Annotated in this window: 23 protein-coding genes; 10 read left to right on the forward strand and 13 right to left on the reverse strand. The window is 32.4% G+C overall.

What is annotated here, in order from left to right; genetic code table 11:
* Positions 1-31 precede the first annotated feature (31 nt).
* From Q0787_RS16795 to Q0787_RS16805, 3 genes are all read right to left on the reverse strand, one after another.
* Complete coding sequence (locus tag Q0787_RS16795; protein ID WP_298904045.1) at positions 32-1,504, reverse strand: tail fiber domain-containing protein; 1,473 nt, start codon at positions 1,502-1,504, stop codon at positions 32-34.
* A gap of 9 nt (positions 1,505-1,513) precedes the next feature.
* Positions 1,514-1,666, reverse strand: coding sequence for a hypothetical protein (locus tag Q0787_RS16800; protein WP_230937270.1), 153 nt, complete (start codon positions 1,664-1,666; stop codon positions 1,514-1,516).
* 114 nt (positions 1,667-1,780) lie between these two features.
* Positions 1,781-4,564: a response regulator gene (locus tag Q0787_RS16805; protein ID WP_298904047.1), complete on the reverse strand. Its 2,784-nt coding sequence runs from the start codon at positions 4,562-4,564 to the stop codon at positions 1,781-1,783.
* Between the two features lie 135 nt (positions 4,565-4,699).
* Here Q0787_RS16805 and Q0787_RS16810 point away from each other — a divergent pair, with 135 nt between their 5' ends.
* The 4 genes from Q0787_RS16810 (at position 4,700) to Q0787_RS16825 (ending at position 6,581) form a co-directional block, all read left to right on the forward strand.
* A complete protein-coding gene (locus Q0787_RS16810) occupies positions 4,700-5,113 on the forward strand; it encodes a LuxR C-terminal-related transcriptional regulator (RefSeq protein WP_298904049.1) in 414 nt (137 codons plus the stop codon).
* A gap of 127 nt (positions 5,114-5,240) precedes the next feature.
* Positions 5,241-5,744 (forward strand): DUF4199 domain-containing protein, encoded by a 504-nt coding sequence (locus Q0787_RS16815; RefSeq protein ID WP_298904051.1) that lies wholly within the window; start codon positions 5,241-5,243, stop codon positions 5,742-5,744.
* A gap of 13 nt (positions 5,745-5,757) precedes the next feature.
* Complete coding sequence (locus tag Q0787_RS16820) at positions 5,758-6,234, forward strand: MGMT family protein (RefSeq protein WP_298904053.1); 477 nt, start codon at positions 5,758-5,760, stop codon at positions 6,232-6,234.
* Positions 6,231-6,581 (forward strand): nuclear transport factor 2 family protein, encoded by a 351-nt coding sequence (locus tag Q0787_RS16825; RefSeq protein ID WP_298904055.1) that lies wholly within the window; start codon positions 6,231-6,233, stop codon positions 6,579-6,581. The genes Q0787_RS16820 and Q0787_RS16825 overlap by 4 nt, the downstream gene beginning before the upstream one ends.
* Before the next feature lie 42 nt (positions 6,582-6,623).
* Here the strand turns inward: Q0787_RS16825 and Q0787_RS16830 are convergent, their stop codons facing one another.
* Positions 6,624-7,103: a hypothetical protein gene (locus Q0787_RS16830; protein ID WP_298904056.1), complete on the reverse strand. Its 480-nt coding sequence runs from the start codon at positions 7,101-7,103 to the stop codon at positions 6,624-6,626.
* A gap of 213 nt (positions 7,104-7,316) precedes the next feature.
* On the opposite strand from Q0787_RS16830, the gene trxB reads away from it, so the two are divergent.
* The gene (trxB, locus tag Q0787_RS16835) at positions 7,317-8,294 is read left to right on the forward strand and encodes a thioredoxin-disulfide reductase (protein WP_298904058.1); all 978 of its coding nucleotides are present in this window, start codon (positions 7,317-7,319) and stop codon (positions 8,292-8,294) included.
* Between the two features lie 67 nt (positions 8,295-8,361).
* The gene (locus tag Q0787_RS16840) at positions 8,362-8,874 is read left to right on the forward strand and encodes a flavodoxin family protein (protein ID WP_298904060.1); all 513 of its coding nucleotides are present in this window, start codon (positions 8,362-8,364) and stop codon (positions 8,872-8,874) included.
* A 66-nt stretch (positions 8,875-8,940) separates the two neighbouring features.
* Here Q0787_RS16840 and Q0787_RS16845 read toward each other — a convergent pair whose 3' ends face one another.
* The 8 genes from Q0787_RS16845 to Q0787_RS16880 form a co-directional block, all read right to left on the reverse strand.
* On the reverse strand, positions 8,941-9,774 hold the full coding sequence (locus Q0787_RS16845; RefSeq protein ID WP_298904062.1) for a DUF2807 domain-containing protein: 834 nt from the start codon (positions 9,772-9,774) through the stop codon (positions 8,941-8,943).
* 106 nt (positions 9,775-9,880) lie between these two features.
* Positions 9,881-10,744: a hypothetical protein gene (locus Q0787_RS16850; protein WP_298904064.1), complete on the reverse strand. Its 864-nt coding sequence runs from the start codon at positions 10,742-10,744 to the stop codon at positions 9,881-9,883.
* Between the two features lie 21 nt (positions 10,745-10,765).
* A complete protein-coding gene (locus Q0787_RS16855; RefSeq protein ID WP_298904066.1) occupies positions 10,766-11,494 on the reverse strand; it encodes a head GIN domain-containing protein in 729 nt (242 codons plus the stop codon).
* Positions 11,495-11,523: 29 nt separating this feature from the next.
* On the reverse strand, positions 11,524-12,111 hold the full coding sequence (locus Q0787_RS16860) for a TlpA disulfide reductase family protein (protein ID WP_298904068.1): 588 nt from the start codon (positions 12,109-12,111) through the stop codon (positions 11,524-11,526).
* A complete protein-coding gene (locus Q0787_RS16865; protein ID WP_298904071.1) occupies positions 12,111-12,905 on the reverse strand; it encodes a DUF4440 domain-containing protein in 795 nt (264 codons plus the stop codon). Before Q0787_RS16865 ends, Q0787_RS16860 begins: the two co-directional genes overlap by 1 nt.
* An 89-nt stretch (positions 12,906-12,994) precedes the next feature.
* Positions 12,995-14,827 carry a PspC domain-containing protein gene (locus Q0787_RS16870; RefSeq protein WP_298904073.1) on the reverse strand — a complete coding sequence of 611 codons (1,833 nt, stop codon included), beginning with the start codon at positions 14,825-14,827 and terminating at the stop codon, positions 12,995-12,997.
* Positions 14,827-15,165 (reverse strand): PadR family transcriptional regulator, encoded by a 339-nt coding sequence (locus Q0787_RS16875; protein WP_298904075.1) that lies wholly within the window; start codon positions 15,163-15,165, stop codon positions 14,827-14,829. The genes Q0787_RS16870 and Q0787_RS16875 overlap by 1 nt, the downstream gene beginning before the upstream one ends.
* Positions 15,166-15,329: 164 nt before the next feature.
* Complete coding sequence (locus Q0787_RS16880; protein WP_298904076.1) at positions 15,330-15,776, reverse strand: DUF4870 domain-containing protein; 447 nt, start codon at positions 15,774-15,776, stop codon at positions 15,330-15,332.
* A gap of 144 nt (positions 15,777-15,920) precedes the next feature.
* Here Q0787_RS16880 and Q0787_RS16885 point away from each other — a divergent pair, with 144 nt between their 5' ends.
* From Q0787_RS16885 to Q0787_RS16900, 4 genes are all read left to right on the forward strand, one after another.
* Positions 15,921-16,379 carry a DUF4442 domain-containing protein gene (locus Q0787_RS16885; RefSeq protein WP_298904078.1) on the forward strand — a complete coding sequence of 153 codons (459 nt, stop codon included), beginning with the start codon at positions 15,921-15,923 and terminating at the stop codon, positions 16,377-16,379.
* Between the two features lie 59 nt (positions 16,380-16,438).
* Positions 16,439-17,236 (forward strand): TIGR00266 family protein, encoded by a 798-nt coding sequence (locus Q0787_RS16890; protein ID WP_298904080.1) that lies wholly within the window; start codon positions 16,439-16,441, stop codon positions 17,234-17,236.
* 103 nt (positions 17,237-17,339) lie between these two features.
* Positions 17,340-19,661, forward strand: a complete 2,322-nt coding sequence (locus Q0787_RS16895; protein WP_298904082.1) for a T9SS type A sorting domain-containing protein — start codon at positions 17,340-17,342, stop codon at positions 19,659-19,661.
* A gap of 184 nt (positions 19,662-19,845) precedes the next feature.
* On the forward strand, positions 19,846-20,043 hold the full coding sequence (locus Q0787_RS16900) for a hypothetical protein (RefSeq protein ID WP_230937252.1): 198 nt from the start codon (positions 19,846-19,848) through the stop codon (positions 20,041-20,043).
* Between the two features lie 55 nt (positions 20,044-20,098).
* On the opposite strand, the gene Q0787_RS16905 is transcribed toward Q0787_RS16900, so the two are convergent.
* Positions 20,099-21,037 (reverse strand): LysR substrate-binding domain-containing protein, encoded by a 939-nt coding sequence (locus tag Q0787_RS16905; protein WP_298904084.1) that lies wholly within the window; start codon positions 21,035-21,037, stop codon positions 20,099-20,101.

Genomic DNA, 21,037 nt, shown 5'->3' on the forward strand with positions numbered 1-21,037 from the left:
ATGTTTTAAATTTTGATTTATTTTCAGAAGTCTAATTGTTTGTAGCTAGAGCTTCAAGGGCTAAAAGACGATTGTTTAAGTTATCTATTGTTCTTTGCTGTTCTTTGATAGCATTAATAAGAACAGGAATAAGTTCTATATAGTTTACACTTAGCATTTTTTGCTCATCGTTTCCTTCAACGACTATTTCTGAAATAATGGTTTGAATGTCTTGAGCAATAAGACCTAAGGATTTCCTTTTATGATCCTTACCCTTCCAAAAATACTGCTTAGGGTTTAGTTGTAGTACTTCATTTAACCCATATACAAGTTCCTCTATATCTTCTTTTAGGCGTTTATCTGATGAATGAACCACACTATTATTAATTTGTACTTCTCCACTAGTATGAACAGAAAAAATAGAAAAATCAGGGTTAAAGGGACTATTTATTCTAAAATAATTGAACCCTGGACCGGCAGCGTCGTCATCTAAATCAAAAATTATATCACTATTTGATTTTATTCTAATGCCAGAATCATTATCTCCAGGGTCCGAATAAATTCTCCCAAATTTTCCACCAAGTATAATGTCTGGGTTTATATCAATATCCTCACTATTTGTTGCTATTGCACTTGCTGTAATCCCAGCTTGATTGCCTTCAACAACAAGACCTGTATCGGAAGCTTCAATAACAGCTCCATCTCCAAAAGAGATTATTTTTAGACCATATTCTATATTGCTTGAATAAGTTTGTATTAAATGTTGTCCGTTTTTAAAAACGGTTAAGGCATTTGATCTTCCTAAAATACCAGTTGCATGATTGCCAATTTCAAATAAAGGATCTGTAGGCACCCAATTATTTGGGTTTCCTCCACCAATATTATAGCTACCAATTGCGGTTGAATTAAAAGATTCTGCTTGTGTTCCTCGCCCCATAGCTGTAGTGCTACCACCATTAGCGGTTGTAAAGCGACCAGATGTAAAAGCATTTTGACCCACAGCGCCATTATTATTATTGAACGTATTATTGATGCTTAAGTCTATAGAATTTTGCCCTATATTGCCATAATTATCAGGATTAATGCCCAATAATCGCCAACCTATACCATTACCTTCGTCTAGTGCCCCTAAACCATTAACATTAAATGCGTGGTGTGCATAAGGAACAGCTTTAAATGCTGTAGTTCCCATATCTATCAGACCAGAACCTGTATCAATTTGTACATTCAAAAAGTGTTCGTCTTTTTTCCAATCAACATCTTCTAAATTATTATTAGAATTACCTTCTCCTATATTTAAAATTATAAGTCCGTTTGCGTTAGTTGCGACTGATGTATGATCTTCTTGATAAACATTATTAGTTAATGCAGCTCCTTCATAAATAGTGAATTGTATACTTATGTTTTGATTGGCCAATACATCTCCATTACTATCTTTAACAACTGCTTTGTAGTTAATACCATTTTGACCTACGATTGTTAATACAGTACAAAACATTAATAAAAAAGTTAATAGTTTTTTCATGATACATACTTATGTTTTAAATGTTACTTGTTTTACTACTTTGTTTTTGTAAACGATGTGCAAGTCATAAACCCCTTTTTTTAGGTAGTTTACATTGATATAAATCTTATTGTCGGTAAACCGTTTAAGATCTCCTTTATATACTTTATTATACTTTGCCATGTATTCACTATTCAAATGTAAAGACTTGTATGACAAGCGTTTGTGAGATATGTAACATTAGTTGGTAAATATGTAACAACATACTTACTCAGCAGAAAAAAGAGGTTATTGGGATTATTTAGAGTTAGAAAATTCGGTGGGAGTACATCCAAATTGTTTTTTAAAACACTTAGTGAAGTATGAATGATCGTTAAAACCAACAGCGTAACCAACTTGTGAAACTATTGTATCAGAATTTTTAAGCATATCTGCAGCTAATTTTAAGCGTTGGGTTCTTATAAACTCTGAAGTAGATTGTCCAGTTAGTGCTTTTAGTTTTCTGTGTAACTGCATACGACTCATGCCTAATGATTGGCTAAAGACTTCAGTAGTAAATGTAGAATCTATCAGTTCGTTATCTATAACAGATTGTAATTTTTCTAAAAATTGTTCTTCAGTAGAGGTCACAGCAATATCTGACGGACGCAAAATGATTTCTTGGCTAAATCTTAATTGCAGTTGTTTGCGTAAAGCTATAAGTTTATCAACTTTGGCAGTTAAGAGTTCATTTTTAAAAGGTTTAGTAATGTAATCATCTGCACCTACATTAATACCTTGTAGCTTATTGGCATCACTAACCTTGGCCGTAAGTAGTATTATTGGTATATGACTAGTACGTTCATCTGCCTTTAAAGATTTGGTTAGTGCTATACCATCTGTTTCTGGCATCATAATATCACTTATAATTAGATCTGGTATTAATTCTAAAGCTTTACTAATTCCTTCTGTACCGTTTACTGCTTCAATAACCTGATAATTAACCTTAAAAATAGAGGCTATGAATGTTCTAACATCTGGATCGTCTTCAACTATTAATAAAACAGAAGCATCTTCCTTGATGGTGTCTTCTGAATTTGATGATAAACTTTCAAGTGCCTTGGGTGATAGCATTTCAACTATTTCATCTTGGTTATACGCATCCTTAGAAATAGGCAATCGTACTTTAAATACAATAGTTGACACATTAGCTTTTTCTATACTAATTTGTCCTTTGTGTAAATTCACTAATTCTCTTACCAAAGCTAGTCCTATACCCATACCTTTAGAACTATTATTTACTTGGTAAAAACGTTCAAACAATTTATTTAGATTAATCTCATTAAGATTATCTACCTTATTACTAATTGAGAATTCAAGCATGTTAGTATTAACATAAGATTTAATAGATATGATTGAGCCTTTTGCTGCATGTTTTATACTATTGGTCAATAAGTTTGCTGTTATTTTTTGAAGCATATCCGAATCAAACCAGGCTTCTTTTGGGACATCTAAATTATGATTTAATATGATTTGTTTTTGCTCAGCTTGAAATTGAAATACAGCTAATTGTTGTTGTAATATAGTTCTTAAATGTCCGTATGAAACCTTTAGTTGAGATTGCCCTGAATCAATCTTAGCCAATTCAGTCATTTGATCAACCAGATTTACAAGCCTATCCGAATTGTGTTGAACCAAAGATAAATTCTCTTTAATATTACTTGGTGTTTCGGGGTTTTGTAGTTGTTTTTCAATAGGTCCAGAAATTAAGGTTAAAGGTGTTCGCAACTCATGTGAAATGTTTGTAAATAAATTTGTTTTGAATATATCAAGCTCTTTTAATTTTTTATTTGTTTGTTGTCTATTCCTATAGAGAAAAAATAAAAAACCAGCAACGAGAAGAGATATACAAAGAGCAGCCATTAGAAGGTTGCGCTGATTTTGTTTTTGCTCCTCAACGAGTTTGTTTTGAGCTTTTAAAAGTTTAATTTCATTACGCTTATTAGCATTATCGTATTTAGCTTCTAACTCGGTTATATTTTCTTCATTCTTAACCTTTGTCATTTCTACGAATAACCTGTTGGCTTCTTTAGACTTAGAAAAGGCACTATCAAGTTTACCTAATGAAAAGTAGATGTTAGTGGCTACGTCATTAAGCTTAAAAAGATTTTCTCTACGTATATCAGTTCTTTTTTTATATAAATTTTCGGCTATACTTAGACGAATTAACCCTTTTTCGGGCCTTGATATCATATTATAAAAATTTGCTATTTGAAGATTCATGAGAGCAAGGTTCAAGGTATCTGTATGCATTTTATTCACTTCAATAGCCCTTAAATAGTTAATTTCTGCAGAGTCTATTTGTTTCATAATGTGATAGAGACTTCCGATATCGTTATAAATAACCGCTAGAGTTACATAATCTTGATTTTTTTTAGAGAGTTCTAATGCCTTGTTATAGTAAGTAATGGCATCAGAATAGTTTTTTCTAAATTTATTCAACACACCTTTTTGTAAATTTAATTTGGCCGCAGGGATCTTTAGATTAAATGAATCACATATTTTTAAACCTTGATTTATATGCATTTCTATTTGAGGAAATTGGCCAGCATCGGTCCAATTACTGGCTCTAAATAATAGGCCAGCTAGTCTGGTTTTGGACATAGCTAAAAGAAAAGGGTTAACATGATGCTTACTGGATAGAGAGTCTAGTTTAATATAATTGTTAAAGGCTAATTTATTTGTATCATTTTTATAATGGAATTCGCCTATTCTAAAATAGGTTTTTGCAAGAAGGTTGAAATATTTATTTTTTCTAGCTATTTGCTTTGCATTGATAAGATGGCTTAATGCATTTTGTTTGTTACTTTCAATATTGCTTAAGGAGAGAAGTGTATTTATTTGTAAACTGTCTACATCAAATTTTTTAGCTAATATTAAAGCTTGATTTATATAATATAGTGCACTATCTTTTTGTTTTGATTCATAAAATTGATCGGCCTTATTTATATTTGATTGTATAGTGGTAATTGCAATTTCTTCAGTTTGAGAAAAGCCAAAATTTATGCATAATACATATGTGATTACTAATATAGCTCTCATTACAAATAAGTTAGTAGAACTAAATATACTAAATATATAAGAGATTTTGAATTTAGTAAGTGTAATCTATGTACGGTATTAATTTCTTTTTTAATTTTAAAGTTATAGTATCAAAACATAATCTTTACTGTTTTTATGAAGCGTACAATTGTAATATTTGGAACCATTAGTGTAGTCGTTATACTTCTTTTTCAGGTAAGCAAGTTTTCATTAATGAATACTCAAGGTTTTAGCGATGTATTTCTTATTATATCTGGTATATTGTTCATTGCTTTGGGATATTTTATCACAAAACTTTTTTACGCCCGAAAGCATACCAATTCTATACAAGAAATTGATATAAAACGCATAAAAGAACTAAACATAAGCAAGCAAGAACTCAAGGTTTTAGGATTAATGTCTGACGGACTTTCCAATAATGAAATTGCAGAAACCCTGTTTATAACTGAAAATACAGTAAAATCTCATGTTTCAAAAATCTTATCTAAGCTTAATGCCAAGCGCAGAACTGAAGCCATAAAAATTGGTCGTGATTTAAATATTATTTAAATCTACTAATGATTTAATCAATCATACTTTCGAGTGAATTTCTTAAAATCACTCAAAATCATACTTTCGAGTGAGTTTGGATTTGCCCTAAATCTCTAATTTTAGTTTGAATTAATAAATTTATATTATGAGAAAATTTGTAATACACTATGGTATTATTGGAGCGAGCATTTCAATAGTATTTGGTTTATTGAATTGGTTTTTTATTGCTCCAAGATATGGTCCTAATATTTCTGAAACAATTGGTTACCTATCTATTATTGCTTCTTTACTTACTATTCCTCTAGGAATAAAATATTTTAGAGATAAATTAAACAACGAGTTTGTTTCGTTTAGTGAAGGATTTAAAATTGGTATAGGTATTACGTTTATAGCTTCTATAATTATGGGAATATATGGAATGTTGTTCTTTGCTATAGAAGGTGACCATTTTAAACAATGGCAGCAGCAATGGTTTACCGAAGCAGAACTTGAAAAAGCTCAAATGCATATGGCTACAATACCAGAGTATATGCAGTCACCAATTTTTCAAGGCCTGATTATGTTTATTATGGTCTTCTTAATAGGAACTGCTATTAATTTAACAAGTGTTTTGGTTTTAAAAAGTAACACTAAACAAGTACGTAATTAATAATACCTTGGTCATGGCTAAAAAGAAATCTTGGAGAGAAAAGGTTAATGATGTAGAAGAAAAAATACATACGATTACACCAGAATGGGAAGAAAGGTTAGGTAAAGGAAAAATACTTATACCAAATGCCCTAGATATTGAAAGAATAATTAATAAGACTAAAAAAGGAGAACTTCTTACTAACAATACTATTAGAGAGACTCTAGCTAAAGAAAAGGGAGTACAGGTAACAGCAGCTATTCCTACAGGTGTGTATTTAAAGTATGTAGCTCTTGCCGCTGAAGAAGAAAGAGAAACAAAAAAAGTAATAGTACCATACTGGCGCGTTCTTAAACCAGATGGATCAATAAATGTTAAGTTTCCTGGTGGAGCAGAGTTTCAGTCAAAGTTATTAGAAATAGAAGGGCATCGCATAGAACAAGGAATTGGAAAGAAGCCTCCGAAAGTTATGAATTATCAATTTCAATTAAAAAGAGATATAGATAAATGAAAATAATTCACCCTATTGTAAAAAAATGGTTTGATTGCTGGAACAATGGAGTTATTGAGGATTTGCCAATTGCAGACGACTTTAGTCATACAAGTCCATTTGGTACAATTACTCCAAAGTCTGAATATATGGATATCGTTTTAAAGAACAAAAATGATTTTCTTGGTAATACACTTACAATAATCAAACAAATTCAGGAAGATGAAAATGTCTGTGTTCAATTTGAGCAAAAGAATAAAAATACAGGCTTAGAAATGACAGTATGCGAATGGTATAACATTAAAGATGGTTTAATTAAGAATATCCATTCCTTTTATAACATAGGTAATGCTGAAATTAAAGGTTAATTAATTAGCTCCTATGTTTTTGAAATAGGAGCCTTATGACACCTATTCTATTCGCTTATAATTTTCAGCGTAAATACGATTGCCATCATCATCAATCTCAATTTGGCTAAATGTATTACCATTAATAACAAGTTCGTGTTTAAATTCTTTTTTCTCTTCAATAATTTTACTCATCATTTCAGAACCATATTCTAATATTTCAACGAGCTCAGAGCCGTTAACAGTATAACTGCCATAGCCAAACCATTCGGAAGAATCTGATGGGATATACTTACTCCACATAACCTTAGAGTCGGTATACATTTTTACTTGTCTATAGCCTTCACTGGTTCTAAAGGAATCTTTAATTTTATTGTCCATGTAATTGTAGTAGCCTACCAATTCCCAGGCACCTTCAAGCGGATTCGAATTATGTTCAACTTCAGAAACATCAATAGTAGCTTCTTCAACTTGGTGCTCTGGTTGCTCTTTGCAGGAAAAAATCAACAGTATAATTAGGAGTGATGAAATGATAGCTTTCATAATTTTGATGATTTTAATATGTGAATTACTTTAAATTTACAAAAAAACTACCAGTATTGCTAAAATCTTATTTGCATATTCAAACTAAAAATGGATTCAATTTATAATTTATAACATTGAAAAATCCAATATATGTATAACAACTGTTAATAACTTTGATGTAAGTTTTTGTTCAAAAAACCTACTTTTGCCTATAACAAATTGAAACAACATATGTCTGATACAATAGAAAAAGTAAAATGCCTAATTATAGGTTCAGGACCAGCAGGATATACTGCAGCAATATACGCCTCAAGAGCCAATATGGCGCCAGTACTTTATCAAGGAACGCAACCAGGAGGTCAATTAACAACAACAAATGATGTTGAGAATTTCCCAGGCTATCCTGAGGGAATTACAGGACCTGAAATGATGATAGAATTACAAAATCAAGCGGCTCGCTTTGGAACAGATATTCGAGATGGTTGGGTTACCAAAGTTGATTTTTCGGGAGATATCCATAAAGTATGGGTAAACGATACTAAAGAAATTCATTGCCAAACCGTAATTATTTCTACTGGAGCTTCTGCTAAATATTTAGGATTAGAGTCTGAACAAAAATATTTAAAACTCGGTGGAGGTGTTTCTGCTTGTGCCGTATGTGATGGATTTTTCTACAGAAACCAAGAAGTTGTAATTGTTGGAGCTGGAGACAGCGCGGCAGAAGAAGCTCATTATTTGTCAAAATTGTGTACTAAAGTAACAATGTTGGTTAGACGAGATGAGTTTAGAGCCTCGAAAATTATGGCTAATCGTGTTATTAATACACCTAATATTGAAATACTATACAATACTGAAACTGATGAGGTTTTAGGTGATGGTCAAGTGGTAACAGGCGTAAGAGCGTTTAACAATAAAACAAATGAAAAATTTGAAATCCCGGCAACAGGATTTTTTGTAGCCATTGGTCATAAACCAAATACTGATATTTTTAAAGCCTATTTAAAGCTAGATGAAACAGGTTATATAATCAATACACCTGGAACGGCTAAAACAAATGTAGAAGGTGTTTTTGTATCTGGTGATGCCGCCGATCATGTTTACCGTCAAGCGGTTACTGCTGCAGGTACTGGTTGTATGGCTGCTTTAGATGCTGAACGTTATTTGGCTGCTAAAGAGTCAGATTTTGAAGTGTCAACACCAGTTTACTAGGTGTAAATTTATAACTAAAAGAACATCCGAAGTCTAATATCTATTTAGCTTCGGATTTGTTATTTATATGAAACATAAAACCATAATTATATTAGGGAGCTCAAGACCTTTTGGTAATACTAGAAAGGTAGTGGATTATCTTATATCTCAAGGAAATGATATCGATTTGATTTCTTTGTCAGACTATAAGATTGGTTATTTTGATTATGAGCTTAAGAATGAGAATGACGATTTTCATCCGTTGCTAACTTCGATACTTAATTACGATACTATTTTGTTTGCGACGCCAGTATATTGGTACACTATGAGTGCGCAAATGAAAACGTTTTTCGATAGAATTTCAGATGTGTTAATTGGTGATAAAAAACCTTTAGGAAGGCAATTGAGAGGTAAAGTTATGGGCTCAATAAGCTGTGGGTCTGATGCCGAGATTTTCGAAGGATTTAAAATGCCGTTTGAACAAAGCGCGGCATATTTAGGAATGACCTACTTAGAACATGTTCATACATGGGTTTTAAGCGATCAAACAATTCCAAAAACGGTTGAGTCTCGTTTAAAGTCGTTACTCAATAAACTATAAAAGAACGTCCGAAATATTTAAACATTTCGGACGTTCTTTATAAGGTTTAAGACATTTAAAATAGTCTTATTTTTCTTTCTTCTGAAGTTTTACTGTATCTGTAAACTTATTAATTGTAATTTTTGGATTTCCGTAGAGATATACCTCACTAGAGCCAGTTGCTTCTATGACGATCTCATCAATAACTTCAACATACACGTCACTTGCCAATTCGGCAATGACGTTACAAGTTTTAGTTGTGAAATTTTTACCATTGAATTGAGAATTATTGTCGGTTCTTAGAGTTAAACTTTCAATGGTCCCTTCAACATCCGAATTAGCGCGTTGGTACAAATCCATTTTAACAGCTGTTGCATTAATCAAAGCATCCATCTTAGTGTTATCACTTATTTCAGCAGTAACATTTGTTGCTGTAATATTTAATTTCACCTTAGCTTTACCGGTACTTACAAAGCTAAAATCATCAGTTTTAATATTGAGATATGCTCGAGATGAACCACTGGTTTTTAGAGTGGCGTTGTTGAGTTCTAAAGATGTAAGAGATCTAACTTCACCATCATCTTTAACTTCAATATGAGAAAATCCATCGCTATAATTAACTTTAATATTTAGCTTTTTAGCTCTAATATCACGCGTTGTTGTTAATGTAAGGACGCTATCAACAACTTCTATGTTGATATATTCGTGTAGGTTGTCATCTGTTTCTATTTCAACCGACGGTTTTTTATTGTAAAATAATTCTACTTTAAAATCTTCACCAACTACGATTTTCTTGAAATCATCAATATAGGTTTGCTTAATAGTTAAATTTCTATCACCTTTTACTTTCTCAGTGTTTTGGGCAAAACCTGTAACTGTATAGCCTAAAACGACCAATAGAAATAATGTAACGTTTTTCATTATTATAAATTAAGTGTTATAACAAATATAAAACAAAAACCATCCCAAACTTAAAATTAAGCTTGAAATGGTTTTAATAAAGGTTGATTAGTTGGTTGTTAAACGTTTATTTTAATGCTGTTTTCAGAGTGTTTTCAATTCTTGGAGCATGACTAGAACCCATGGTCACAAAAACTGTTTTTCCTTGATTTACTTGCTCTAAAATGATTTGAATCATATGTTCATCTCTTGAGAGGTTAGAGCCGTTCCAAATCTCTTGTAAATAACCAGGCCATCCATAACCAGCATCGTGATGTCTCCAATCTTTATTAGGGAAATCTGTTTGCCATATGCTATCTACATCTTGCCAAGAGGTAATGGTATGTCGTAAATGATCATAATCGGTTCGTTCATCTATTAGTTTCTGTAGCGCATCTTCGGGATTATTCTGCCGTTCTTCTTTACTCAAACCATAAAATGGACGAAGTGCATAAAACATGGCTAATTTTTCAGCAGGATAGCGTTTTATCATGAGTTCAATTTCATCTTCTCGTGTTGGTTCCCATGTAAATAAATTTACATGATCCTTTTTTGCAAGCGCTGATGTTAGTCCGCTTTCTCCATAATGTTCTATAGGGTCTTGAAACCACTTAAATAAAAAACCAAGCCTACCTTCTACAAGAGCAACATCTGGTTTATTTATAGCCCAATAGTGTCTAATGGAATCAAATTGGGCATTTGACGGATCGTTTATATGCTCTACGCCAACAACTATAACCTTGCCTTTGTTTTTTCCGTAGACAGTATAGATGTATGGTCTACGATGGGTATTAATTATGGTTTTGTACGTCGTCATATCCATAACAGGCACTTCTAATGTGTATTGCGTTTCTGTTTTATAGAAAGCTGGTGATTTCCACATCACATTTGTAAAAAACAAGATTAAAATAAGCCCGAAAAAAACTAGAATAAACGTTACAATTTTTTTCATCACTTTGATTATACCTGGTTGTTATTGCTTTCTGATATTACCAGAAACACCATCATTAGTGTCAACAGATTCTGGGTTTCCATAATATTTTATATCGCCACCACTAGATGCATTGGCTTTTAATTTTTGTTTGGCATAAACAACAATGTCTGCACCACTGGTTACTGAAGCTGTACAGTTTTGCGATTTTAAATCTTTAGCTTTAATATCGCTTCCGCTTGTCGCTTCGGCATCGAGGTCATTAGTTGTTCCAGAAACCTTTAAATCGCTACCACTTGTTGATCGTAATGTCGTTGATTCGGCTTTGATGTCAATTTCTAAATCGGCACCACTTGTAGTAACAAGCTTTAAATTATCGGCAACAATTGTGTTTGTTGAATATACGTCACTACCACTTGTAGAGGTTATGAGATTAATGTCTTTTACATTGACCATAATTTTTTTAGCTTCAGAGCGTCTTATGTTTTCGTCAGCATAAATTTTTAAAACACCTTCTTCTATTTCAGTGATAATAATGTCATGAAGATTTTCGTCGGCCTGAACTTTTAGCATTGGCGAATCACTTTGTGTTAAATATACATCTAAGCCTCTGCTCACTGCAATTTGATTAAACTCGCCGTCGAGTGTACGTTCTATTGTGGATACGTTTCCATTCCCAGTAACACCTGTATCAAAATTGATATCGAAATTACAAGATGTTAGCAATATGCTAAATATTACTGCAATTGTGAATTTTGTTAATGTTGTCATGATTTTTTGATTTTAATAGATGATTATTATTAATTATTTTTTTTTAGAATTTTAGAAAATAAAGAATCTACTTTTTTAGAATTCCAGGGGGCAGCTCCTAAATGATGAAATTTAATTTCATTATTGTGAATGATATAAGTATCTGGAATGGAACCACCATTTTCTTGAAAAAAAAGAGGAAGATTTGTTTTATCTTTATAAGAGTATATAGGAAAACTAAATCCTTTGTTTTCAATAAATTCTGTAGCTTTATCTATATCTTCATATGTCAGTAAATAAAAATCTACGTTTTCCGATTTATCATATAGTTCTTGAATGGAAGGCATTTCTTCAATACAAGGTTTGCACCAAGTAGCCCAAAAATTAAGAAATACAATATTCTCATTGTTTTTTATGCTAACTTCTTTACCATTCTTAGAAGTTAATTTCATTTTATATAATGCTTCAGCGTCAAACGGTTGTTCTTTTTTCTCAGCTAAGAATTCATCGTTTTCGTATTGATTTAAGTATTCAATATAGGCTTGAGCTGAATTATGAGAATCTATTCGATCATATGCAAACCAAATGATTAATCCTGTAAATAAACCTATGCAAAATATAATTACTTTTTGTTTCATTACTGTTGTTTTATAGCTTCTTCAACGATGTTATCGTTTTCTCTTACGATAAACTTGTTGACTTTACCTTTAGCGTTAGTTATAAACTCAAAGGTTAAAGTCGATTTTTTATGTACGAATAGCGATGGTGTTTTCGCGTATATTTCAGTGTTTAATCCTCCAGCGTTAATGTGTAAACCTTTTTCAGTTCTTGATATAACTACGGTTCCTGATGTTTTGGCTTCATATTGACCAATATAAGAATCTAACAGTGCCTCAGATACTTTGGTATACTTTAATTCTGGTTGGTCTTGCATTTTATGATCGTAGCTCATTACGCGTTTTAAGCGCCATTCGCCATCTTCTAAAATCCATAGGTGAGAGAATTTCGCAATGCTTCCAGCAACTTCTTTACCGTTGGTGGTTTCAAAGAATTTATGCTCTCCTTTTTGCAATGCACCATATACTACGCCTTTGTTTTTTAATACAAATACCTCAAGGCTACCGTCTACCAACTCTCGTCTTGATTTTGTGGTATTGTCTGGGTTACAAATGCCATTTTTCATAGATTTGATAAACCCCTCTTTTGAGGTTTCTACACCACCAATATCATGATAAAACTCGAAATCTTCGGCAATTAGCTCCTCTAAATATTGAGTTTCACATTTATTAAAAGAACGCTCAAACAATAGGCTATCCTTTACTTTTAGCGTATTGTAAATTTCATTATGCTTTGTTACCTCTGGCTTTAATACCATGGTCATTCCGTAGAAAGTAATGGTAAGAATAATGAGTTTATATAGTAACTGTATCATTTTTTGATTGATTGAGGTTCAAATATTTAAAAAATGGTTGGTTAGTTAAATTTTAAATACCTGAACCGTTGATTGTTTATGATGAATTGTTAATTATCGTTGTCTTCGGTTGTAATTTCTATACCGTCGTCATCAATATTGACTTTCACATCTTCCGTCTTCGCTTTAAGTCCGTCACTATCAATTTGAAGACTGCTATTATCTGTTTTTGCTTTAATGCCATCCTCATCTATTCTTAGACCGTTTTCTTCATCATGGATGTCGATTTCTTCGGTTCGATAGTTTTCACCTTCTGGACAGTCTAAGCATTTTACATCATTGGTAATAATTTGAAGGTAATGTTCCTCCATATCATGATCAAGAATGTCATTATAATAGTAGTCGTTACTATGATAATTGTAGGTGTTTTTATCTGCATAAAGTACAGCGCCTTCTGGTAAATACACCGTAACTGTAACCGATTGACCTTTACGAGCTTCATTAAGCGGAAGTGTTAAATAGCTATCAAGTAAGAGTTCGTTATTTTGTAATGTATACTTATAACTAATACGTTCGGCTCTGTTTTTTGCATTAGCAAAATCTGATCCTCTTGCGCTACGTTCAATTCTAATTTTACCAATACTATCTTTAGTTGATCTAACAATAAGTCTTACACCTCTTGAGTATAGCACTTTGTTGTCATTCTCATCGTAAGCCGTATCAAATCCATAGTTTCTATAGTATCTATTTCTCGAGAATAAATCATTATCATCCATACGTAGACTTATGGTGTCGTTTGCCGTTATGGATGCTAATTTTTCGGTTTTAATTGAAGACCCTTCTTCTTTAAAACTAAGTCCAAATTTTGCCGACAAAATGATTAACGAGATAAATGAAATAAGCCATAACCCCAGTAATGTATACTTTGCTGCATTACCAATAGACTTAAGATTTGTAATTAATATTTTTAATCCAAGGTAAAATATAAAGAATGCGATAATACCTATAAAGAAAAATACGAGTAACGACATGAGCCAAACTGGCATGTTGGTTGCATCTGCAATATCAAAAAAGTTGGTTCCTGGAATATGTACATTATCTAAAAGATTTAGGCTAAATAAGCTTACAATTAATGAAATAATAGTAACGGCTCCAACTATCATTAGAATCACTCCAAAGAACTTTGCGAAAAGTTTCAAAAAGAACATAATGATATCACCTATAGTTTCAAAAAAGGAACTAGATGTTGATTTAATACGCTCACCTTGTTTAGGTATATCTGCTTTTTTTACACTTTCTGAAATAGAATCTGTAACATTAGATATAGAATCTGTAACACTAGACAACGAATCTGTTACGGTTTCAAAACCGCCTTTAATTTTTTTTTCGATGTTACTAATATTTACTGGCTCACCTTTCATCATTAGTTTTTCAGAAGTTGTCGTTGCTTCAGGTACAAAAATCCAAAGTAAAATGTATAAAAGAATTCCTGTTCCAGCACCAAATATGAGTAAGAACCAAATTAAACGAATCCAGAGCGCGTCAATACCGAAATAATGCCCTAAACCTGAAGATACACCTCCAACATAGGAATTGTCTGTATCTCTATATAATTTTTTAGCTGTAGATGAGCGTTGTTTTGAATATGAACGTTTTGGTTCGTCTTCAAAAATTTCATCGTCAACCAAATAATCTTCTGGTTGCCCCATGATGGTGATGACTTCATCTACTTCTTTATGGCCTATAACTTGTCTTTCGTTTTGAACACGTTCGCTAAAAAGTTCGGCGATACGAGCTTCAATATCTGATATGATTTCTGAACGACCTTGAGAGTCTGTAAATGAACGTTTTATAGCCTCAAGATAGCGTTGTAATTTTAAGTATGCATCTTCGTCTATATGGAAGAATATACCTGCTAAATTTATGTTGACTGTTTTATTCATTATTTCGTGTTTTTTTGTCTTGTTACTATGTTAACTGCGTTTTGTAATTCGTTCCAGGTAATGGTTAGTTCTTTTAAGAATAACTGTCCTGTTTCTGTAAGACCGTAATATTTTCTAGGCGGTCCAGATGTAGATTCTTCCCAACGATAATTGAGTAATCCAGCATTTTTCAGTCTTGTGAGAAGCGGATAAATTGTCCCCTCAACCACAAGCAGTTTTGCGTCTTTTAGCGTGCCTAAGATTTCCGCCACATAAGCGTCATCATCTTTTAATACTGATAAAATACAGTACTCTAATACGCCTTTTCGCATCTGTGCTTTTGTGTTTTCTATTTTCATAAGTTTCTTCTAGGTTTTTGTAAAAGTCTTATGCAATTCGCATTAAAGACGTTTAGATCATGTAATATGCTTTGATAAAATGCTCGTGTCATATTTTAATGAGATTAAATTTTAATAAACTGTTCATTTTTTGATTGATTGATTGATGATTAATTGATGAAATATTATTTTAAAAAATTGATTGTTAATGGGTAGTGGTATAATTCACCGTCTCTCGCTTTTAAACTAGCTATAACAATAAATACAAGTTCTAGTATAAATCCTATTATGGCAAGAAATGCTAAACCGCCAGTAATAAATAGAAGGGGAGAAGGTTTACCAATATTGATATGAAAATCATGAAATCCATGAAAATCAACAAAATCTAAACCGTTAAAAACTTTAAAAATGAAAAACGGAATTGATATGGTACCAAGAATTAATGTATAAAGCAAAATGCTTATTTGAAAATTAATGGCTTGCTTTCCATGAGTGTCTACAAATTCAGATTTGTCTTTGTTAACCATCCATAGTACTATAGGTCCGATATAGTTTCCTAAGGGAATTATAAACCTACTAAAGGTTGATAAATGAATGAATGTTGCGATGTTTTTTGAGTGATTGTCTGGCATGATTTTAAAACATATAGTAATTTCTTATACAAATATATGTCTAAAAACAGGTATTATGTTACGCATAGTACTTAAATTTAACATAATATTAACAAATGGTAGTGTCAATTATTTTCAATAAATTAGCTGAAACTTCCAGTAAATATGACCGTTTCACCTAAAAAACTCAATACTTTTTTATTATTTAAATTACCCTCCGCATATTTTTGTGGTGTACGTACTAAATCGTTAGATGAGAACAGTTGCGTAGTATCTGTTAAGCATAGATGGTTTAATCAAAACCCATTTAAGTCTATGTTTTGGGCTGTACAAGGTATGGCTGCCGAGTTAACCACAGGAGCCTTGGTCATGTCAAAAATTAGGAATAGTGGGCATAAAATTTCGATGCTGGTAGCAAGTAACAATGGATCATTTACAAAAAAGGCCACAGGTAGGATTACGTTTACTTGTAATGAAGGTAAAAACATTGATGAAGCTATCAAAAATGCTATTGCAACTGGAGAAGGTCAAACGGTATGGTTAAATTCAAAAGGTATTAATAGTGAAGGTATTCAGGTATCAGAGTTTAACTTTGAATGGACTATTAAGGTGAGAAGTAAATAGATTGTAACAAATAACAGATTCTTTAAACATATAGGTAATCAATTAAAAAACACAAACACATGACATCACACGAAATCGATTACAGAATTTACGGAGAAGAAATGCAATATGTCGAAATAGAGCTCGATCCTCAAGAAGGCGTTATTGCAGAGTCTGGGAGCTTTATGATGATGGATGACGGTATCAAAATGGAAACTATTTTTGGTGACGGTTCACAGAAAGACACAGGTTTTTTTGGAAAAATATTAGGGGCAGGAAAGCGTATTCTCACGGGAGAAAGTTTATTTATGACCGCATTTTATAACGACCTTTCTGGAAAGCGAAATGTCTCTTTCGCATCACCTTATCCAGGGAAAATTGTACCTATAGATCTAACCGAATATAACGGCAAATTCATTTGTCAGAAAGATGCCTTTTTATGCGCTGCAAAAGGGGTAAGTATAGGTATAGAGTTTTCTAAAAAACTTGGGAGAGGACTTTTTGGAGGCGAAGGCTTTATAATGCAAAAGCTAGAAGGAGATGGTATGGCCTTCGTTCATGCTGGTGGGACCATGGCTCGAAAAGAATTACAAGCAGGAGAAACCTTAAGAGTTGATACAGGCTGTATTGTTGGTTTTACTCAGGATATAGATTATGATATCGAATTTGTAGGAGGTATTAAGAACACCGTTTTTGGAGGCGAAGGTTTGTTTTTTGCTAAACTTCGTGGACCAGGAGTTGTTTACGTGCAGTCTTTACCGTTTAGTAGATTAGCTGGACGTGTATTATCATCATTACCTAAAGGAGGTAAGAGTAAAGGTGAAGGAAGTATACTTGGTGGTTTGGGTGATTTACTGGATGGCGACAATAGGTTTTAAATAACATTCTTGTAAGAAAATGATTAAAAAGGTTGTGTTTTGGACGCAACCTTTTTGTATTTTAAACATCCTATTAATAGATCGTCAATCAAACTATTAAATTATGAAAAACGTTTTCTTTTTTCTTATTGTACTAATTTCAGGTGTCGCTAGTCATGGCCAAATTGTGAGTATTCCTGATACTAATTTTAAGAATCAATTACTCAACTATACGCCATCAATTGATACTAATGGTGATGACGAGATACAAATTTCAGAGGCTGAGGCTGTAGCATCTTTAGAAGTTAGTAACATTTCATCTATAGTGGGTTTAGAAAGTTTTATAAATCTTATAGACCTTAAAATTACTTATAGTCATTTTACTTCTGGACTAACTATTCAAAATTTACCGAATTTAGAAATATTTGACCTGACTTATGTTGGTTTACCTAGTTTAAGCATGGTCAATTTGCCTAGTTTAAAGGAGTTTGAACTGGGGTATTTAACCGAAGGGAGTACTATAAATACTGTAGACTTTGATTCATGTAATTGCCCTGATATGGAACGTGTTTTTCTAAACCAAGCGTTTTACATTACGACTCTTGATATAAGTGATTTTATCAATTTAAAGTACTTAGGTATAGAGATAGCAGATAATTTTACTGAACTAGATATTTCTAATAATATCAATTTAGAAACCATCTTTCTCTATAATACTGGAATTTCACAACTAAATTTTAGTCAAAACTCCAATATCAAGAATATTAATCTATTCTATCATATTGGTATTTTGGAAATGGATTTAACCAATTGCCCAAATCTAGAACGTGTGGAAGCAGAGGAAGTTAATTTTTCTGAGCTAGACCTTAGTAATAGCCCTAATCTTAACATACTCTATTTGCAATCTGTTTACACTAGTGTTCTTAATATAAAAAATGGTACCACAGCTGAAGCAAGTTATATGTATTTTCTCTATGCGGATTATATTTGTGCCGATGATAACGAATTAGATGCAATAGTGGCTGAATTTGATCCTCAAACCAATAATAATCCTGTTATCAATTCGTACTGTTCATTTACTCCAGGAGGAAGTTTTTATACTATTGGTGGAGAAAATAAATTGGATGCTAATTCTGATGGTTGTGACAGTAATGATAATCTGTATCCGAGTTTGAAGTTTAATATTTCAGATGGAACAAATACTGGTACTTATATCTCAAATCCTTCTGGGAATTATAGTATTCCTCTTTCTGAAGGGATGCATACATTAACACCAGTTATAGAAAACCCAACTTATTTTAGTACGCCAAGCCCTTTAACGGTTAGCTTTCCTTCGGAAATGAGTCCGTTTAATCAAGATTTTTGTATTACACCTAATGGTGTTCATAATGACTTAGAGGTTTTTATTGTACCACTAACTGAGGCTATTCCAGGTTTTGATGCAACCTATAAAGTTGTTTATAAGAATGTGGGGAATACGTTGGTGTCTGGCTCTGTAGATTTTGATTACAGTTTCGATCGTGATTATATGGAATATGTATCATCTTTACCTTCGGAAATGTCTCATACTAATAATGTGTTGTCTTGGAATTATACAGACCTGTCGCCATTTGAGTCTAGAGAGATTGTAGTTACATTTACCCTAAACACACCTACGGATATTGATTTTCCACTTAATTTAGATGACGAGCTCAATTTTGAAGCCTTTATTTATCCTATTACAGGTGACGAGACTCCCGATAATAATGATTTCGGTTTAAAGCAAATTGTAGTCAATTCATTCGACCCTAATGATATAAGATGCTTAGAAGGTGAATTTATTTTACCTGAACGCGTTGGTGAGTACGTACACTATCTTATTCGTTTTGAAAATTTAGGAACGGCCAATGCCACAAACATTGTGGTTAAGGATAATATAGATCCTGCAAAGTTTGATATCAATACCTTGGTGCCATTAGATGGAAGTCATGCCTATTATACTCGAATTAATGAGAGTAATATTGTGGAGTTTATTTTTGAAAACATTAATCTGCCTTTTGATGATGCCAATAATGATGGCTATGTCCTTTTCAAAATAAAAACTTTAGAGAGCTTGGTATTAGGCGATCAATTTTCTAATCAGGCCGAGATTTATTTCGATTTTAATGCACCAATTATTACTAATAATTATACAACAGACGTGGCTGAAGAGAATTTAAGTATTCCAGATCATCAGGTCATGGCAATCTCAATGTTTCCAAACCCAGTGAATGACCTACTAAATATAGAAAGTACTGAGGTTTTAAATACAGCAGTGATTTATGATTTAAATGGAAGAACTGTATTAAATGTTGTTTTAAATACGAATCAAACACGATTAGACTTAAGTCAACTTACCGAAGGTGTGTACTTTTTAAAAGTGAATTCTAGTACAAAAACAAGAACTTTAAAACTCATAAAATCCTAGAGCTGCACTTGCGTTGAGGTGTTTTTAAAATAAAATGACCCATCTTTTTAACATATAATTGGCTGTTAATTTTTTTATTACTTCGTCAAGTGAACCGATTTTTTCACTACATTTAGAATGTAATAATAAATCAAACGCTTATAAAACAAATCTACTTTTTTTAAACCCTAAACCCAATTAAAGAATGGCAAGAGCAATGTTTGAGTACACTAAAACTGTACTTAATAAAGTTAGTTTCGACGCTACATTGTTCTGTAAAGAATTACAAAAGGCACTTCAAAGATTATTACCATACGAAATTGAAGAGCTTAAGATTTATATTAAATCTTTAATCTTACAGAACCCAGAATTAGATCAATGTTTAATCTTATTAAATGAATAAAAAAAAGCGACTTACGAGTCGCTTTTTTTAGAATTAGTAGTTTTTAGATGGCTTTTTATTTAGCTATCGGACTAATAATTTCAACGTTTTGAAATGCTATGGCGCCTCTAATAATACCAGATATGACATTGTGCAAGGCATCAATAATTTGCATTTTTAATTCGCTTTTGTGATAAATAATACTCACTTCACGAGCAGGTGAAGGTGCATTAAAATGATGTAACTTATTCGACATTTTCTCATTTAAATCGAGTGTATTTAAATAGGGTAGGAGTGTCATCCCTAGCCCTTCGTTAGATAACTTTACTAGCGTTTCTATGCTACCGCTTTCTAACTGAAATTTATCGTCTTCATGAGTTTTAAATGCTTTACATAGATTGATAACGCCATCTCTAAAACAATGACCATCTTCTAGAAGTAACATGTCGTTAATGTCTAAATCTGAAACGTCAATTTTTTTCTTGTCTTTTAACCTGTGATCGTCTGGAATGTAGCCAACAAATGGCTCGTAGTAGAGCACACGTTCCTTTATAGTATCATGTTCTAAGGGGGTTGCGGCAATGGCTGCATCTAAATGACCATCTGCAATTCTTGTGATAATTTCTTCTGTAGTGAGCTCCTCAATTTTAAGTTTAACTTTTGGATACTTTTTTATAAAAGTTTTTAGAAACATTGGCAGGAGCGTTGGCATTATTGTTGGAATAATACCAATTTTAAATTCGCCTCCAATAAACCCTTTTTGTTGATCTACAATATCTTGAATACGATCTGATTCGTCAACGATATTTTTGGCCTGTTGTACTATTTTTTTACCAACGTCGGTAAGTTCAATAGGTTTTTTACTTCTATCGAAAATAAGTATATCTAGCTCATCTTCAAGTTTTTGTATTTGCGTGCTTAGTGTTGGTTGGGTTACAAAACACTTCTCTGCGGCTTTAGTAAAGTTCTTATGTTCGGCTATAGCCAACACATAATGAAGTTGTGTTATTGTCAT

Source organism: uncultured Psychroserpens sp., assembly GCF_947492715.1.
Classification (GTDB): domain Bacteria; phylum Bacteroidota; class Bacteroidia; order Flavobacteriales; family Flavobacteriaceae; genus Psychroserpens.